This is a genomic window from Reyranella massiliensis 521, from assembly GCF_000312425.1.
In the GTDB taxonomy this organism is placed as follows: Bacteria; Pseudomonadota; Alphaproteobacteria; order Reyranellales; family Reyranellaceae; genus Reyranella; species Reyranella massiliensis.
In genome coordinates this window covers 1,626,298-1,639,722 of record NZ_HE997181.1, presented here as the reverse complement: position 1 = coordinate 1,639,722, position 13,425 = coordinate 1,626,298, and the positions used below count along the sequence as shown (strand labels likewise).

Genomic DNA, 13,425 nt, shown 5'->3' with positions numbered 1-13,425 from the left:
ACTCCTCAGGCGGTTTTCAGGAAGGCTTCGATGTCGGACGGCGTATTGAGCGCCAGGCCCGTCATATCCTTGTCGATGCGCTTGACCAGGCCCGACAGGACCTTGCCGGTGCCGCACTCGACCAGCGTGTCGATGCCCTTCGTCTTCATGTACTGCACGCCTTCGCGCCAGCGCACGAGGCCCGTCACCTGTTCCACCAGCCGCTGCTTGATCGCACCTGGGTCGCTGACTTCGGCGGCCAGCACGTTGGCCACCAACGGGACCCGCGGCGGCACTAGCGCGACGCCTTCGAGCGCCGCCTTCATCGCATCGGCGGCGGGCTGCATCAACGGGCAATGGAAGGGCGCGCTCACCGGCAGCATCATGCCGCGCTTGCAGCCCTTGGCCTTGGCCGCCTCGATCGCCCGTTCGACGGCTTCCTTATGGCCGCTGACTACGACCTGACCGCCGCCATTGTCGTTGGCCACGGCCACGATCTGGCCCTGCGCGGCTTCCTTGCAGGCTTCCTGCGCCGGTTCGAGCTCGATGCCCAACAGGGCCGCCATGGCGCCGACGCCGACCGGCACGGCCTTCTGCATGGACTGGCCGCGCAACTTCAGGAGTCTCGCGGCGTCTGCGAGCTGTAGCGCGCCTGCGGCCGCGAGGGCTGAGTATTCGCCGAGCGAATGGCCGGCGACATAGTCCGCCAGAGACGGTAGTGGCTTACCGCCGTCCTTTTCGAGGATCCGCACGACCGCGACGCTCACGGCCATCAGGGCGGGCTGGGCATTCTCGGTCAGGGTCAGGTCGCTTTCGGGCCCTTCCCGCATCAGCTTCGACAAATTCTGGCCCAACGCCTCGTCGACTTCGCCGAATACGTCGCGGGCGGTCGTGAAGGCTCCTGCGAGGTCGACGCCCATGCCGACGGCCTGAGATCCCTGGCCCGGGAAGACGAAAGCCCGACTCATACGCGTTTTCCCCCTTTGTTCGACGCGAATTGCGGGCAGTCATACCGGCGCGCCCGACGCAGTCAAGCCGCACCGGGATTGCTTGATTTCGGGCGGTGGGCCTGTATAACCGCCGCTCTTCGGGGCCTAAATCGGCCCCGATCTCCTTGCCGGCTCGAGCATCCACCCGTTTGGGGCAGATGCAGGGAGCCGGCTAGATCCGGCCGGTTCCCTGAACTCCGGGTCGCTAACAGCCATAAGGAGCCAAAACGACATGGCACTCTACGAGAACGTCTTCATTGCGCGTCAGGATGTCCCGACGACGCAGGTGGAGGCACTGACCAACCAGTTCGCCGAGCTGGTCACCGGCCTGGGCGGCACCGTCTCCAAGAAGGAGTACTGGGGCCTGCGCTCGCTGACCTATCGCATCAAGAAGAACCGCAAGGGCCACTACACCCTGCTCAACATCGACGCCCCGTCGGCGGCGGTGAAGGAGCTGGAGCGCACGATGTCGATCAACGAAGACATCATCCGCTTCATCACGGTTCGCGTCGACGAGCTCGAGGAAGGCCCCTCGGCCGTCATGCAGCGCAGCGCCGAGAAGTCGGACCGTCCGGGCGGCGATCGTGGCGATCGCTGGGGCGACCGTCCGCCGCGCCGCGAGCGTCCGCGCTTCGGTGACGAAGCTGCCGCGCCGGTCGCCATCCAAGCAGGAGAAGAAGAATGAGCGCGCAACGCCGCCCCTTCACCCGTCGCCGCAAGAGCTGCCCGTTCTCGGGCGCCAATGCGCCGAAGATCGACTACAAGGACGTGCGCCTTCTGCAGCGTTTCGTCTCCGAACGCGGCAAGATCGTTCCGAGCCGCATTTCGGCGGTCTCGTCCAAGAAGCAGCGTGAGCTCGCCCAGGCGATCAAGCGCGCCCGCTTCCTGGCGCTCCTGCCCTACGTAATCGCCTAACCAGGAGACGCGATCATGCCGATGAACGTCATCCTGCTGGAGCGCGTGCCGAAGCTCGGTCAGATGGGCGATGTTGTGAAGGTGAAGCCCGGCTTCGCCCGCAACTTCCTCCTGCCGCAGAAGAAGGCCCTGCGCGCCACCAAGGACAACATCACCTACTTCGAGTCGCAGCGTAAGACTCTCGAGGCCCAGAACCTCGAGCGCCGCTCGGAAGCCGAGGCCGTCGGCGCGAAGATGAGCGACCTCAAGGTCACTCTGATCCGCCAGGCGTCGGAAGCCCTGCAGCTCTACGGTTCGGTCACCTCGCGCGACATCGCCGACGGCGCTGTTGCGGAAGGCGTCAAGCTCCAGCGCAGCCAGATCGAGCTCGACAAGCCGATCAAGACGCTGGGCGCGCACAAGATCAAGGTGCACCTCCATCCGGAAGTCACGGTCGAGATCACCACGATCGTTGCCCGTTCGCCCGACGAGGCCGAGTTCCTCAGCAAGGGCGGCACGCTGGTTGCCGAGACCGAACGCGCAGCGATGGAAGCCGCGGAAGCCGCTCAGCGTGCTGCCGAACAGGCCGCCGCGCTGTTCGAAGCCAAGGCCGCTGCCGAGAGCGAAGCTGCCGAGGCTCCAGCCGAGGGCGAAGAAGCACCGGCCGAAAAGAAGTAGCTCGCGTGCCCCCGGGCACCGTGCAAGTCTGCGAACGCATGCCATCGTACCCCGGTGGCATGCGTTTTCTTTTGTGGCGATCGGACGGACTTCTGCCGTGATCTGGCGACTGGGCGCTTTCTGCGTTGCAGCCCTTGTGGCGATGCCGCTGCTCGGCATCGCCTCCAGCCTCTTCACGTGGCAGGGCGAGCTCTGGCGCCACCTCGCCGAAACCCAGCTTTCCGACATCGTCGCCAACACGATTGTCCTGTTGCTGGGCGTCGGCGCCGGCACCGTCGTCATTGGCACCGGCACCGCCTGGCTGGTCACCATGTGCCGCTTCCCCGGCAGCCGCATCCTGCAATGGGCGCTTCTGCTGCCGCTGGTCCTGCCGACCTACATCATCGGTTACGCCTATGCCGATCTGCTGGCCTACGCCGGCCCGATCCAGACGGCGCTTCGCGATACAATGGGCTGGGGCCGCGCCGACTATTGGTTCCCCGACCTCGGGTCGGCGAGCGGCGTGGCCTTCCTCTTCACGCTGGTCCTCTATCCCTACGTCTATCTCGCGGCACGCGCGGCGTTCCTGTCGCAATCGCCGGCGCTGCTGGAGGCGAGCCGCATCCTGGGCCATGGGCCGTGGCGCACTTTCCTGCGCATCGGCCTGCCGCTCGCCCGTCCCGCCGTCGCAGCGGGCACGGCACTCGCCCTGCTCGAAGCACTCGCCGATTTCGGGACGGTCCAGTACTACGGCGTTCACACGTTCACGACGGCGATCTATCGAACCTGGTACGGCATGGGAAATCGCGAAGGCGCCGCGCAGATCTCGCTGGCGCTGATCGCAATCGCGGCCGTTCTCATCCTGCTGGAGCGCCATTCGCGTGGCCGGGCGCGTTTCACCATCGCATCCAACCTGCGCCATCATGCCGAACCGGCGGCGTTGTCGGCCGGCGCCGGCCTGCTGGCCGCGGCCGCCTGCATCCTCCCGGTCCTGCTGGGCTTCGTACTGCCCACGCTGCACCTTGCCCGCCTCGCCCTGACCTCGGGCGCGACGGTCGCCGACGAGCACTTCGTGGGCGATGCCATCAACAGCCTGGTGCTCGCCACGCTCGCCGCCATCATCATCGTCGCGATGGCAGTGTTCCTGAGCTATGCCGGCCGCCTGGTGCGCCGCCGTGCTCTCAACCGCACCATCGAGTTCGCCTCTCTGGGCTATGCGATTCCCGGTGCCGTCATCGCCGTCGGCGTGCTGCTGCCCCTGGCGGCGGCCGACCACGGTATCGACCGGCTGGCGCAGGGTCTCTTCGGCGTGCCGGTCGGCCTCCTGTTGAGCGGCACGGCGTTTGCTCTGCTGACGGCCTACACGGTACGTTTCCTGGCGGTCGGCCTGGCCAATGTCGCGCCTGGACTGGCTGCGATCGATCCGGCCATGGACGCCAGTGCACGCGTGCTCGGCGCCCGGCCGTGCCAGGTCCTGCGCTTCATCCACTTGCCGATGCTGCGCGGCCCCCTGCTCACGGCCGCGATCATTGCCTTCGTCGAGGTCCTGAAAGAACTGCCGGCAACCTTGCTGATCCGGCCGTTCAACTTCGACACGCTGGCGGTCGGCGTCTTCCGCTTCGCCTCCGACGAACGCCTGGCTCAGGCGGCCGTCGGAGCAATCCTCATCGTCACCGTGTCGCTCGTTCCGGTGATCCTGCTCAGCCGCGCCGTCGCGGCCACGGCGAGAATTACTTCCAGCCCGCGCGGTCCATGATCTTCAACGCTTCGGCATTGTTCTGCGCGAAGACGCGGGCGTTGAGCTGATCCTCCTTGAAGGTGCCAAGCGACTTCAGCTCCGGCGACAGCTCGACGCCGGCAACGACGGGGAACTCCGAATTGCCCTCGGCGAAGTAACGCTGCGCCTGCGGCGACACCAGGTATTCCAGGAACTTGACCGCGGCTTCCTTGTTCGGCGCATGCTTGGCTACCGCGCCGCCGCTGATGTTCACATGCGTGCCGCGGTTCGCCTGGTTGGGGAACACGACCCCGACCTTCGCCGCGACCTCGCGATCCTCCGGCTTTTTCGAGCGCAGGAGGTTCACGTAATAATAGGTGTTCGCTACGGCGATCTCCGCCTGCCCGGCCGCGACGCCCTTGATCTGGTCGGTGTCGCCGCCGCGCGGGGGCCGCGCGAGGTTGCCGGCAACCGCCTTGGCCCAGGCTTCGGTCTTCTCCAGGCCGTCCGCAGCCAGGATCGAGCCGACGAGCGACTGGTTATAGATGTGGCCCGACGGCCGGATCAGGATCTTGCCCTTCCACTTGGCGTCGGCCAGGTCCTCGTAGGTCTTGGGGGCATCGGCGGCCGTCACCTTCTCCTTGTTGTAGAAGATGACGCGGGCACGCTTGGAGAAGCCGAACCAGCTATTGTCCGGGTCGCGCAGATGCGCGGGCACGGCCTTGGCCAGTACGGCCGAGTTCACGGACTGCAGCAGGCCCATCTCGCGGGCGCGTTCGATGCGGCCGGCGTCCGTGGTGATGAGGACGTCGCAGGGGCTCTTGTCGCCTTCCGCCTTCAAGCGCTGGACGAGCGGATCGGGCTCCGCATCGACACGGTTGATCTTGATGCCGGTCAGATCTGCAAAATTGCCGTAGAGGGCTTCGTCCGTGTTGTAGTGGCGCGCCGAGTAGAGGTTCAGTGTCCCGCCCTGCGCATAGGAGCGCCGGGCAATGAATACTCCGGCGCCAAAGGCTAACCCCGTCGTTACCAATGCGCGTCGCTTCACGTTTTCCTCCACTGCGAGTGAGTATTAGTTCGATAACACTGGCTCGGCAGGACTGCAAATCAATTGCAACTCAATCTCTGGCTGCCCCGAGGTATTTTTGCACTCACCCCCTTTGCCTTGAAAAAGCCGTTCGGATTAACATTTCACTTAACAACGACGTAGAGTTACGGGACGAGCTTGCGGTCGCCCCACAGCTCGTTGCCGGGGGGAATGACGATGCTGCTAGCAAAGGTCCTTGCCCGTGTAGTGGGTGAAGGCCAGTTGACCATCATCGATGAGGCCGGTCGGCCCCATCACCTCACGGGAAAAAAACCCGGACCCGCAGTCACCATGCGCATTCGCGACTGGTGGACGGGTGTGCGCATTGCCCTGCGTCCCCGGCTCGCCTTGGGCGAAGCCTACATGGACGGCAGGCTCACGCTCGAACAGGGCGATCTCTACGATCTCCTCGACCTGCTCGGCCGCAACGTCGCTGCCCTGGAAGCGACGCCGATGGTGCGCTGGTCCTACATCCTGCAGGGCTGGTTCCGCGCCATCGAGCAGTACAATCCGATCGGCAAGGCGCAGAAGAACGTCGCGCATCACTACGACCTCAAAGACCAGCTCTACGACTTCTTCCTCGATCGCGACCGGCAATATTCCTGCGCCTACTTCAAGACCGGCAACGAACCGCTGGAGACAGCGCAGGAGGACAAGAAGCGGCATATCGCGGCAAAGATGCTGCTGGAGCCCGGCCAGCGCGTTCTCGATATCGGCTCCGGCTGGGGCGGCATGGGTCTCTACCTCGCCCGTGAATTCGACGTCGACGTCACCGGCGTCACGCTGTCGACTGAACAGCACACGGTGTCGAGCCGGCGCGCACTCGAAGACGGCATCGCCGACAAGGTGCGTTTCAAGCTCCTCGATTATCGTCAGGAACCTGGCCGATACGACCGTATCGTATCCGTCGGCATGTTCGAGCATGTCGGCGCTGCCCATTATCTCGAATACTTCAGCAAGGTGAAGGAGTTGCTGACGGACGATGGCGTCATGGTGCTGCATGCGATCGGGCGCATGGAACCACCGGGCGGCACCAATACCTGGCTGAAGAAGTACATCTTCCCCGGTGGTTACACCCCTGCCCTGTCGGAAGTCCTCGCCGCGATCGAGAAGACCGGCCTTTGGGTTACCGACATCGAGGTGCTGCGGCTACACTATGCAGAGACCCTGCGACACTGGCGCAAGCGCTTCCTCGCCAACCGCGAAGAGATCAAGAAGCTTGCGGGCTACGACGACCGCTTCTGTCGCATGTGGGAGTTCTATCTGGCCGGCTGCGAAGTTGCCTTCCGTTACATGAACCAGATGGTCTTCCAGATGCAGATCACGCGCCGTCAGGACGCGACGCCGCTCACGCGCGACTACATGGTCGACGCCGAGCGCACGGAAGGAGACACGCGATCGATCGCAGCGGAATGATGTTGCATTAGGGTTGTCCCCAGCTTTCAGGTTATCCTGACGGGGTCACCGCATTAGTGGTGGTCGCTGCCCCCTCTCGTGACTAACAAAGGCTCTCCATGGAGCCCCTGAAAGACACCTCGAACGTTACGCGCTTGCCTGGAGCGGAAGATATCCGCCTGCGCGAGCCGCCGCACAATTTCGAAGCCGAGCAGGCTTTGCTCGGTGCGATTCTGGTGAACAACGCCGCCTATCAGCGCGTCGCGGAGTTCCTGAGACCCGAGCACTTCGCCGATCCGCTGCACGGCAAGCTCTTCGATTCGCTTTCGCGCCTGATCGAGCGCGGCCAGGTCGTGAGCGCGATCACCCTGAAGACCTATGTCGAGCAGGACGAGGCGATGAGGGAAGCCGGCGGCGCGGCCTACTTGGCTCGCCTCGCCGCTGCGTCGGTGCATGTGATCGACGCCGGTGCCTTTGGTCGCACCGTGCACGATCTCTATCTGCGTCGGCAGCTCATCGACCTCGGCGAAAGCGTGGTCAACGGCGCCTACTCCGGCGACGTCGAGGAAACGGCCCTGCAGCAGGTCGAAGTCGCCGAGAAGAAGCTCTACGACCTCGCGACCAGCGGCCAGACGGAAGGCGGCTTCAAGCCCTTCAGGATGGCGCTAACCGAGGCCACGGTCGCGGCCGAGGCAGCCTATCACCGCGTCGGCCAGCTCACCGGCGTGGCTTCGGGCCTCTTTCAGCTCGACCAGCTCCTGGGGGGCCTGCACAAGTCCGACCTGATCATCCTCGCGGGGCGTCCGTCGATGGGTAAGACGGCGCTGGCGACCAACATCGCCTTCAATGCCGCCAAGGCCTACCGGGAAGAAATCGTCGACGGAAAGCCGAACGCCGTGGACGGCGCGGTCGTCGGGTTCTTCTCGCTCGAAATGTCGTCCGAGCAGCTGGCGACCCGCATGCTCGCCGAACAGGCCGAAGTCTCGTCGGAGAAGATCCGTAAGGGCGAACTGATCAGCAGCGACTTCGACAAGGTCCTGTCGATCAGCCACGAACTGGAGCATCTCAACTTCTTCATCGACGACACACCGGCGCTCTCGATCGCCGCGCTGCGAACGCGCGCGCGTCGCCTGAAGCGCACGCATGGTCTCGGGCTCATCATCGTTGACTACCTGCAGCTCCTCAATCCGTCGGGCAAGAGCCGGCAGGAGAACCGCGTGCAGGAAGTCTCGGAGATCACGCGAGGCCTCAAGACGCTGGCCAAGGAACTGATGGTGCCGGTGATCGCACTCAGTCAGCTCAGCCGCGCGGTCGAACAGCGCGAAGACAAGCGCCCCCAGCTTGCCGACCTGCGTGAATCGGGCTCGATCGAGCAGGACGCCGACGTCGTCATGTTCGTCTATCGCGAAGAGTATTATCTCACCCGCTCCGAGCCGAGCCGGCGCGGCGAGGAAAGCGATCAGAAGTTCAACGAGCGTCACGACGCCTGGAAGCAACGCTGCGAGCAGACCTACGGCAAGGCCGAGGTGATCGTGGCCAAGCAGCGCCACGGGCCCACCGGCATTGTCCAGCTCTCCTTCGAGGGACAGTTCACCAAGTTCGGCAATCTGCCGGGCTATGCGGACCTGCCCGACGCACCGGCCTTCTAGGGACAGCCGAATGTCCTTTCCAGCCGACGAGAGCGCGCGCCGGGCTGGCGCCATCCTCACGATCGATCTCGGCGCCATCGCCGCCAACTGGCGCGGCTTGCGCGATGCGGGGCGGGCCGCCGGCCGCCCGGTCGACTGTGCCGCCGTGCTCAAGGCCGATGCCTATGGCACCGGCGCCACCGTCGTCGGGCCGCGCCTGGCAGCAGAAGGCTGCCGGCAGTTCTTCGTCGCCCATATCGACGAGGGCATCGCGCTGCGCCGCGTTCTGCCCGAGCATCCGATCTACGTGCTGAACGGCCTGCTTGCCGGCACCGAGCCCGACTTCGTCCAGCATGGGCTGACGCCGGTGCTCAATCACCTCGGCCAGCTCAATGCCTGGCGCGCCGCCGCCCAGCGCTACGAGCGGCCGCTCGACGCTGTCGTCCATCTCGACACCGGCATGCACCGGCTCGGCTTCGGTGCCGAGGATGCGCAGGTCCTGATCAACGAGCGCGGCCGCCTGCGCGGGCTGCGGCTGGCGCTGATCATCAGCCATCTCGTGGCGTCCGAGGAGCCGGCCAATCCGGTCAACGGCGAGCAGCTTTCGCGCTTCCGGAACTTCGTGCGGGCCATGCCGGGCGCGCCGACCTCGCTCGCCAACTCCTCCGGCATCTTCCTCGGGCCGGACTATCACTTCGACCTGCTGCGGCCGGGTGCGGCACTCTATGGCATCAACCCCCTGCCCGGCCGTGGCAATCCGATGCTGAGCGTCCTCACCTTGCAGGCGCGTATCCTTCAGACACGCCGGATCGATGCCTTCCAGACCGTGGGCTATGGCGGTGCCTGGCGGTCGGCGCGGCAGAGCCGGATTGCCACGATTGCGCTGGGGTATGCGGACGGCTATTTCCGTAACCTCGTCAACCGCACGCATGTGCATATCGCCGGATACAACGTGCCCGTCGTCGGCCGCATCTCCATGGATCTCGTGACCATCGACGTGACCGACGTGCCGGAGGCTGCCTGCCAGGCCGGCGCGACGGTCGAGGTGCTGGGCCCGCACCTCACGCCGGACGATCTTGCCGATCATGCCCGCACCAATGCCTACGAAGTGATGACCGCGCTGGGCCGGCGCTACCACCGGGCCTATGTCGACGGTTATGCGGACGAGCCGGGCGACGAGCAGGACGAACCGGATCCTCCCGGAGCGGCCGCGTGAGCATTCCCCTGCTCACGATCCTTGGTCGCATGACGCTGGCCTTCCTGGAGGCCATCGGGTCGGTCTCGGCTTTCGCCTTCCATGCTGTCCGGCAGGCCGTGCAGCCGCCCTGGTACCGCCAGCAGATCCTGCGGCAGATCATGGAGATCGGATACTACTCCCTGCCCGTCGTCGGCCTGACTGCGATCTTCACCGGCATGGTGCTGGCCCTGCAAAGCTATACGGGTTTCGCTCGCTTCTCTGCCGAAAGTGCGATCCCCAATGTCGTCGTTGTGTCGTTGACGCGCGAGCTGGGCCCCGTCCTGGCGGGATTGATGGTGGCCGGCCGCGTCGGCGCGGCGATGGCGGCCGAAATCGGCACGATGCGCGTCACCGAGCAGATCGACGCGCTAACCACCCTTTCGACCGACCCCTTCAAGTATCTCGTCGTGCCGCGCCTGATTGCCGGCATCGTCACCCTGCCCGTCCTCGTGCTGATCGCCGACATCATCGGCATTCTCGGCGGCTTTCTGGTCGGCGTGTACAAGCTCGACTTCAACGACGCGGCCTACCTCCGCAACACGCTCGACTTCCTGGAGTTCCAGGACGTGTTCTCCGGCCTCGTGAAGGCATCCGTCTTCGGCTTCTTGATCACGCTCATGGGCTGCTATCACGGTTATAAGTCGAAGGGCGGCGCCCAGGGCGTGGGGCTGGCCACGACCAACGCCGTGGTCTCCGCGTCGATCCTGATCCTGACGTTCAACTACTTCATCACCGAAGCCTTCTTCGCGCGCTGACCGGCCCTGCCATGGCTTCCCCCAAAATCTCGCTGCACGGAGTCACCAAGTCCTTCGGGCCGAAGAAGGTGCTTCAGGGCATCGATCTCGAAATCGCGGCGGGCGAGTCCATGGTCGTGATCGGCGGGTCCGGCTGCGGCAAGTCGGTTTTGCTGAAGTGCATTCTGGGTCTCATCAAGCCCAATGCCGGCTCGATCCAGATCGACGGCGAGGAGACGACCGATCTTGCTAGCCAGGATCGCGCCCGGGTCATGCGCAAGTTCGGCATGCTGTTCCAGGGCGGCGCGCTCTTCGACTCGCTGCATGTCTGGGAGAATGTCGCCTTCGGTCCGATTCAGAGCGATGGCATGCCGATCGACGAGGCTCGCGAGGTTGCGATTGCCAAGCTGGGCGCCGTCGGCCTCGGCCCGGAGATCGGCGAGCTTTATCCGTCGGAGCTCTCGGGCGGCATGCAGAAGCGCGTGGCTCTTGCGCGCGCCATTGCCCGAGAACCGGAGATCATCTTCTTCGACGAGCCGACCACCGGCCTCGACCCAATCATGGCCGACGTCATCAACGATCTGATCGTGAAGTGCGTCCACGACCTCGGCGCAACCGCCATTTCGATCACCCACGACATGGCCAGCGCCCGCAAGATCGGCCATCGCGTCGGCATGCTGCATGAAGGCAAGCTGATCTGGCAGGGACCCGTCGGCGAGATCGACCGATCGGGCAACGCCCATGTCGATCAGTTCATCCACGGCCGTGCCGAAGGCCCGATTCGCATGCAGGTCAGGAAGCTCTGACATGTCCGATCTCCAGCCCAGCCTCGAAGTGGCCCGGCGCTGGTTCGCCGAAGGTCTGCGCACGGCCTGCCATCTCACCGACGATCGTGTCGTGGACGCGTTCGCCGCCGTGCCACGCGAAACCTTCGCCGGCGCCGGCCCGTGGCGCCTCTTTCACTTCGTCGACGGTTACTGGAGCACCCAGGACGCCGATCCGCGCCGGCTCTATCACAATGTACTGATTGCGCTCGACGAGAGCCGCGGACTGAACATCGGCGAGCCGGCCCTGTGGGCGCGCCATTTCGACCGTCTCGGCATACCGGACGGCGCGCGCGTGCTGCAGCTCGGGGCAGGCTCAGGTTACTACACCGCGATCCTCGCGAAGCTGGTTGGGCCGACGGGCCGCGTGGATGCGATCGAAATCGACGGACCGCTCGCCGAGCTTGCGCAACGCAATCTCGCGGCATGGCCCAACGCTCATGTCAGACTGGGCGATGCGAGCCAGCCGGTCGACGGCCATTGGGATGCCGTCGTCGCGTTTGCGGGAGCCACCACGCCGCATGGCTGGTGGCTCGAGGCGGTGGCCGATGGCGGCCGGATGCTGCTGCCGATGACAGCCGAGCGGCGGCGCGGTGGATTCATGCTGCGCCTGGATCGCTACGGCGACAGTCTCTCGGCGCGCTCCGTCGGTTGGGTCGCCTTCTACCCTTGTGCGGGCGCCCGCAGCCCCGAAGACGCCGAAGCGATCGGCCAGGCCATTGCCGATCCTGTCGGCCAGCAGGCCGTGCGCAGCCTGCGGCGCGATCCGCACCAGCCCGACGAGACGTGCTGGCTGCACCGCGACGGCTGGTGCCTCTCCAAGCGCGAGTTGCACTGATGGCGCGGGCAGTAAAGCGTTTCGTCTGCCAGTCCTGCGGCGCTGTCACCACCAAGTGGAGCGGTCGCTGCGAATCCTGCGGCGAGTGGAACACCATCGTCGAGGAAGCGGCCCCCGCGCCCGGCCCCGCCGGCAGCGGGCTGGCGCGCGGCGGCAAGGGCCGTGCCCTCGAATTCGCCGGCCTTCGCGGTGCGACGCCCCAGCCGCCCCGCTATCTGAGCGGCATCGCCGAGTTCGACCGCGTCTGTGGCGGCGGACTGGTGACGGGCTCGGCACTGCTGATCGGCGGCGATCCCGGCATCGGCAAGTCGACCCTGCTGTTGCAGGTGGCGGCCGCACTCGCACGTCAGAACACTGCCTGCGCCTATATCTCCGGCGAAGAGGCGCTCGACCAGGTGCGGCTGCGCGCCGAACGGCTGGGCCTGGCCGACGCGCCGGTGCAGCTCACGGCCGCAACCTCCGTGCGGGACATCGTGGCGAGCCTCGAACGGCCCGATGCACCGCGGGTCGCCGTGATCGACTCGATCCAGACCATGTGGCTGGACACGGTCGACAGCACGCCCGGCACCGTGACGCAGGTGCGTTCCTCGGCCCAGGCCCTGGTGGAACTCGCCAAGCGGCGCGGCATTGCCGTGCTGCTGGTGGGCCATGTCACCAAGGACGGTGCCATCGCCGGTCCGCGCGTGCTCGAACACATGGTCGACACGGTGCTCTACTTCGAAGGCGAGCGCGGCCACCAGTTCCGCATTCTGCGCACCGTCAAGAACCGTTTCGGCCCGACCGACGAGATCGGCGTGTTCGAGATGTCCGACCGCGGGCTGAGCGACGTCGCCAATCCCTCGGCGCTGTTCCTCGCGGAGCGGCGCGGCCATGTCTCCGGCGCCTGCGTCTTCGCGGGCATCGAGGGCACGCGGCCGGTGTTGGTCGAGATCCAGGCGCTCGTCAGCCCCTCTTCCCTCGCCACGCCGCGCCGTGCCGTGGTCGGCTGGGACTCCAACCGTCTCGCCATGGTGCTCGCGGTCCTCGAAGCGCGTTGCGGCGTCAGCATTGGCGGGAACGACGTCTATCTGAACGTGGCCGGCGGCCTCAGGATCGGGGAGCCGGCCGCCGATCTCGCGGTGGCAGCGGCCGTCGTCTCCTCTCTCGCCGACGAGCAGGTGCCGGGCGATATGGTCGTATTCGGCGAAATCGGGCTCGGCGGCGAGGTCAGGCCGGTCGGACAGCGCGAGGCCCGCCTACGCGAGGCCGCGAAGCTCGGCTTCCGCAGCGCCCTTGTGCCACGCGGCCGTGGCGGTTCGGGCCCTGTGCAACGGTCGCCGGAGGGCATCGCCATTGACGAAATCGAGCATCTGGCGGACCTTGTGGCGCGTTTTCAGCCACCCGATCGGCCGCTAAAGAAAGGTCGGCGCGAGGGTTCCTCCGACCGCGAGCGCGAATAGGAAACGG

Annotated in this window: 13 protein-coding genes; 11 read left to right on the top strand and 2 right to left on the bottom strand. The window is 65.8% G+C overall.

The window, feature by feature from the left end:
- Nucleotides 1–5 precede the first annotated feature (5 nt).
- Nucleotides 6–947 (bottom strand): ACP S-malonyltransferase, encoded by a 942-nt coding sequence (fabD, locus tag BN60_RS08045; RefSeq protein ID WP_020695507.1) that lies wholly within the window; start codon nt 945–947, stop codon nt 6–8.
- Nucleotides 948–1,200: 253 nt separating this feature from the next.
- Here fabD and rpsF point away from each other — a divergent pair, with 253 nt between their 5' ends.
- From rpsF to BN60_RS08025, 4 genes are all read left to right on the top strand, one after another.
- Nucleotides 1,201–1,653 (top strand): 30S ribosomal protein S6, encoded by a 453-nt coding sequence (rpsF, locus tag BN60_RS08040; RefSeq protein WP_020695506.1) that lies wholly within the window; start codon nt 1,201–1,203, stop codon nt 1,651–1,653.
- Entirely contained in the window at nt 1,650–1,883 is a 234-nt protein-coding gene (gene rpsR / locus BN60_RS08035; protein ID WP_020695505.1) for a 30S ribosomal protein S18, read from the top strand. The genes rpsF and rpsR overlap by 4 nt, the downstream gene beginning before the upstream one ends.
- 15 nt (nt 1,884–1,898) lie before the next feature.
- Nucleotides 1,899–2,540: a 50S ribosomal protein L9 gene (rplI, locus tag BN60_RS08030; RefSeq protein ID WP_020695504.1), complete on the top strand. Its 642-nt coding sequence runs from the start codon at nt 1,899–1,901 to the stop codon at nt 2,538–2,540.
- A gap of 97 nt (nt 2,541–2,637) precedes the next feature.
- Complete coding sequence (locus BN60_RS08025; RefSeq protein ID WP_020695503.1) at nt 2,638–4,275, top strand: ABC transporter permease; 1,638 nt, start codon at nt 2,638–2,640, stop codon at nt 4,273–4,275.
- Here the strand turns inward: BN60_RS08025 and BN60_RS08020 are convergent.
- Nucleotides 4,250–5,284: a Fe(3+) ABC transporter substrate-binding protein gene (locus BN60_RS08020; RefSeq protein ID WP_177324782.1), complete on the bottom strand. Its 1,035-nt coding sequence runs from the start codon at nt 5,282–5,284 to the stop codon at nt 4,250–4,252. The two genes, BN60_RS08025 and BN60_RS08020, sit on opposite strands and share 26 nt — an antisense overlap.
- Before the next feature lie 216 nt (nt 5,285–5,500).
- Between BN60_RS08020 and BN60_RS08015 the strand changes: the two genes are divergently transcribed.
- The 7 genes from BN60_RS08015 to radA all read left to right on the top strand — a co-directional run bounded on the left by BN60_RS08015 (nt 5,501) and on the right by radA (nt 13,418).
- Nucleotides 5,501–6,739 (top strand): SAM-dependent methyltransferase, encoded by a 1,239-nt coding sequence (locus BN60_RS08015; RefSeq protein WP_043283736.1) that lies wholly within the window; start codon nt 5,501–5,503, stop codon nt 6,737–6,739.
- 98 nt (nt 6,740–6,837) lie between these two features.
- Nucleotides 6,838–8,367: a replicative DNA helicase gene (locus BN60_RS08010; RefSeq protein ID WP_020695500.1), complete on the top strand. Its 1,530-nt coding sequence runs from the start codon at nt 6,838–6,840 to the stop codon at nt 8,365–8,367.
- A gap of 10 nt (nt 8,368–8,377) precedes the next feature.
- Nucleotides 8,378–9,562 (top strand): alanine racemase, encoded by a 1,185-nt coding sequence (gene alr, locus BN60_RS08005; RefSeq protein ID WP_020695499.1) that lies wholly within the window; start codon nt 8,378–8,380, stop codon nt 9,560–9,562.
- On the top strand, nt 9,559–10,338 hold the full coding sequence (locus BN60_RS08000) for an MlaE family ABC transporter permease (protein WP_020695498.1): 780 nt from the start codon (nt 9,559–9,561) through the stop codon (nt 10,336–10,338). The genes alr and BN60_RS08000 overlap by 4 nt, the downstream gene beginning before the upstream one ends.
- Nucleotides 10,339–10,349: 11 nt before the next feature.
- Entirely contained in the window at nt 10,350–11,123 is a 774-nt protein-coding gene (locus BN60_RS07995; protein WP_020695497.1) for an ABC transporter ATP-binding protein, read from the top strand.
- Nucleotide 11,124: 1 nt separating this feature from the next.
- A complete protein-coding gene (locus tag BN60_RS07990; RefSeq protein ID WP_020695496.1) occupies nt 11,125–11,979 on the top strand; it encodes a protein-L-isoaspartate O-methyltransferase family protein in 855 nt (284 codons plus the stop codon).
- A complete protein-coding gene (radA, locus tag BN60_RS07985) occupies nt 11,979–13,418 on the top strand; it encodes a DNA repair protein RadA (RefSeq protein ID WP_020695495.1) in 1,440 nt (479 codons plus the stop codon). The genes BN60_RS07990 and radA overlap by 1 nt, the downstream gene beginning before the upstream one ends.
- Nucleotides 13,419–13,425 lie beyond the last annotated feature (7 nt).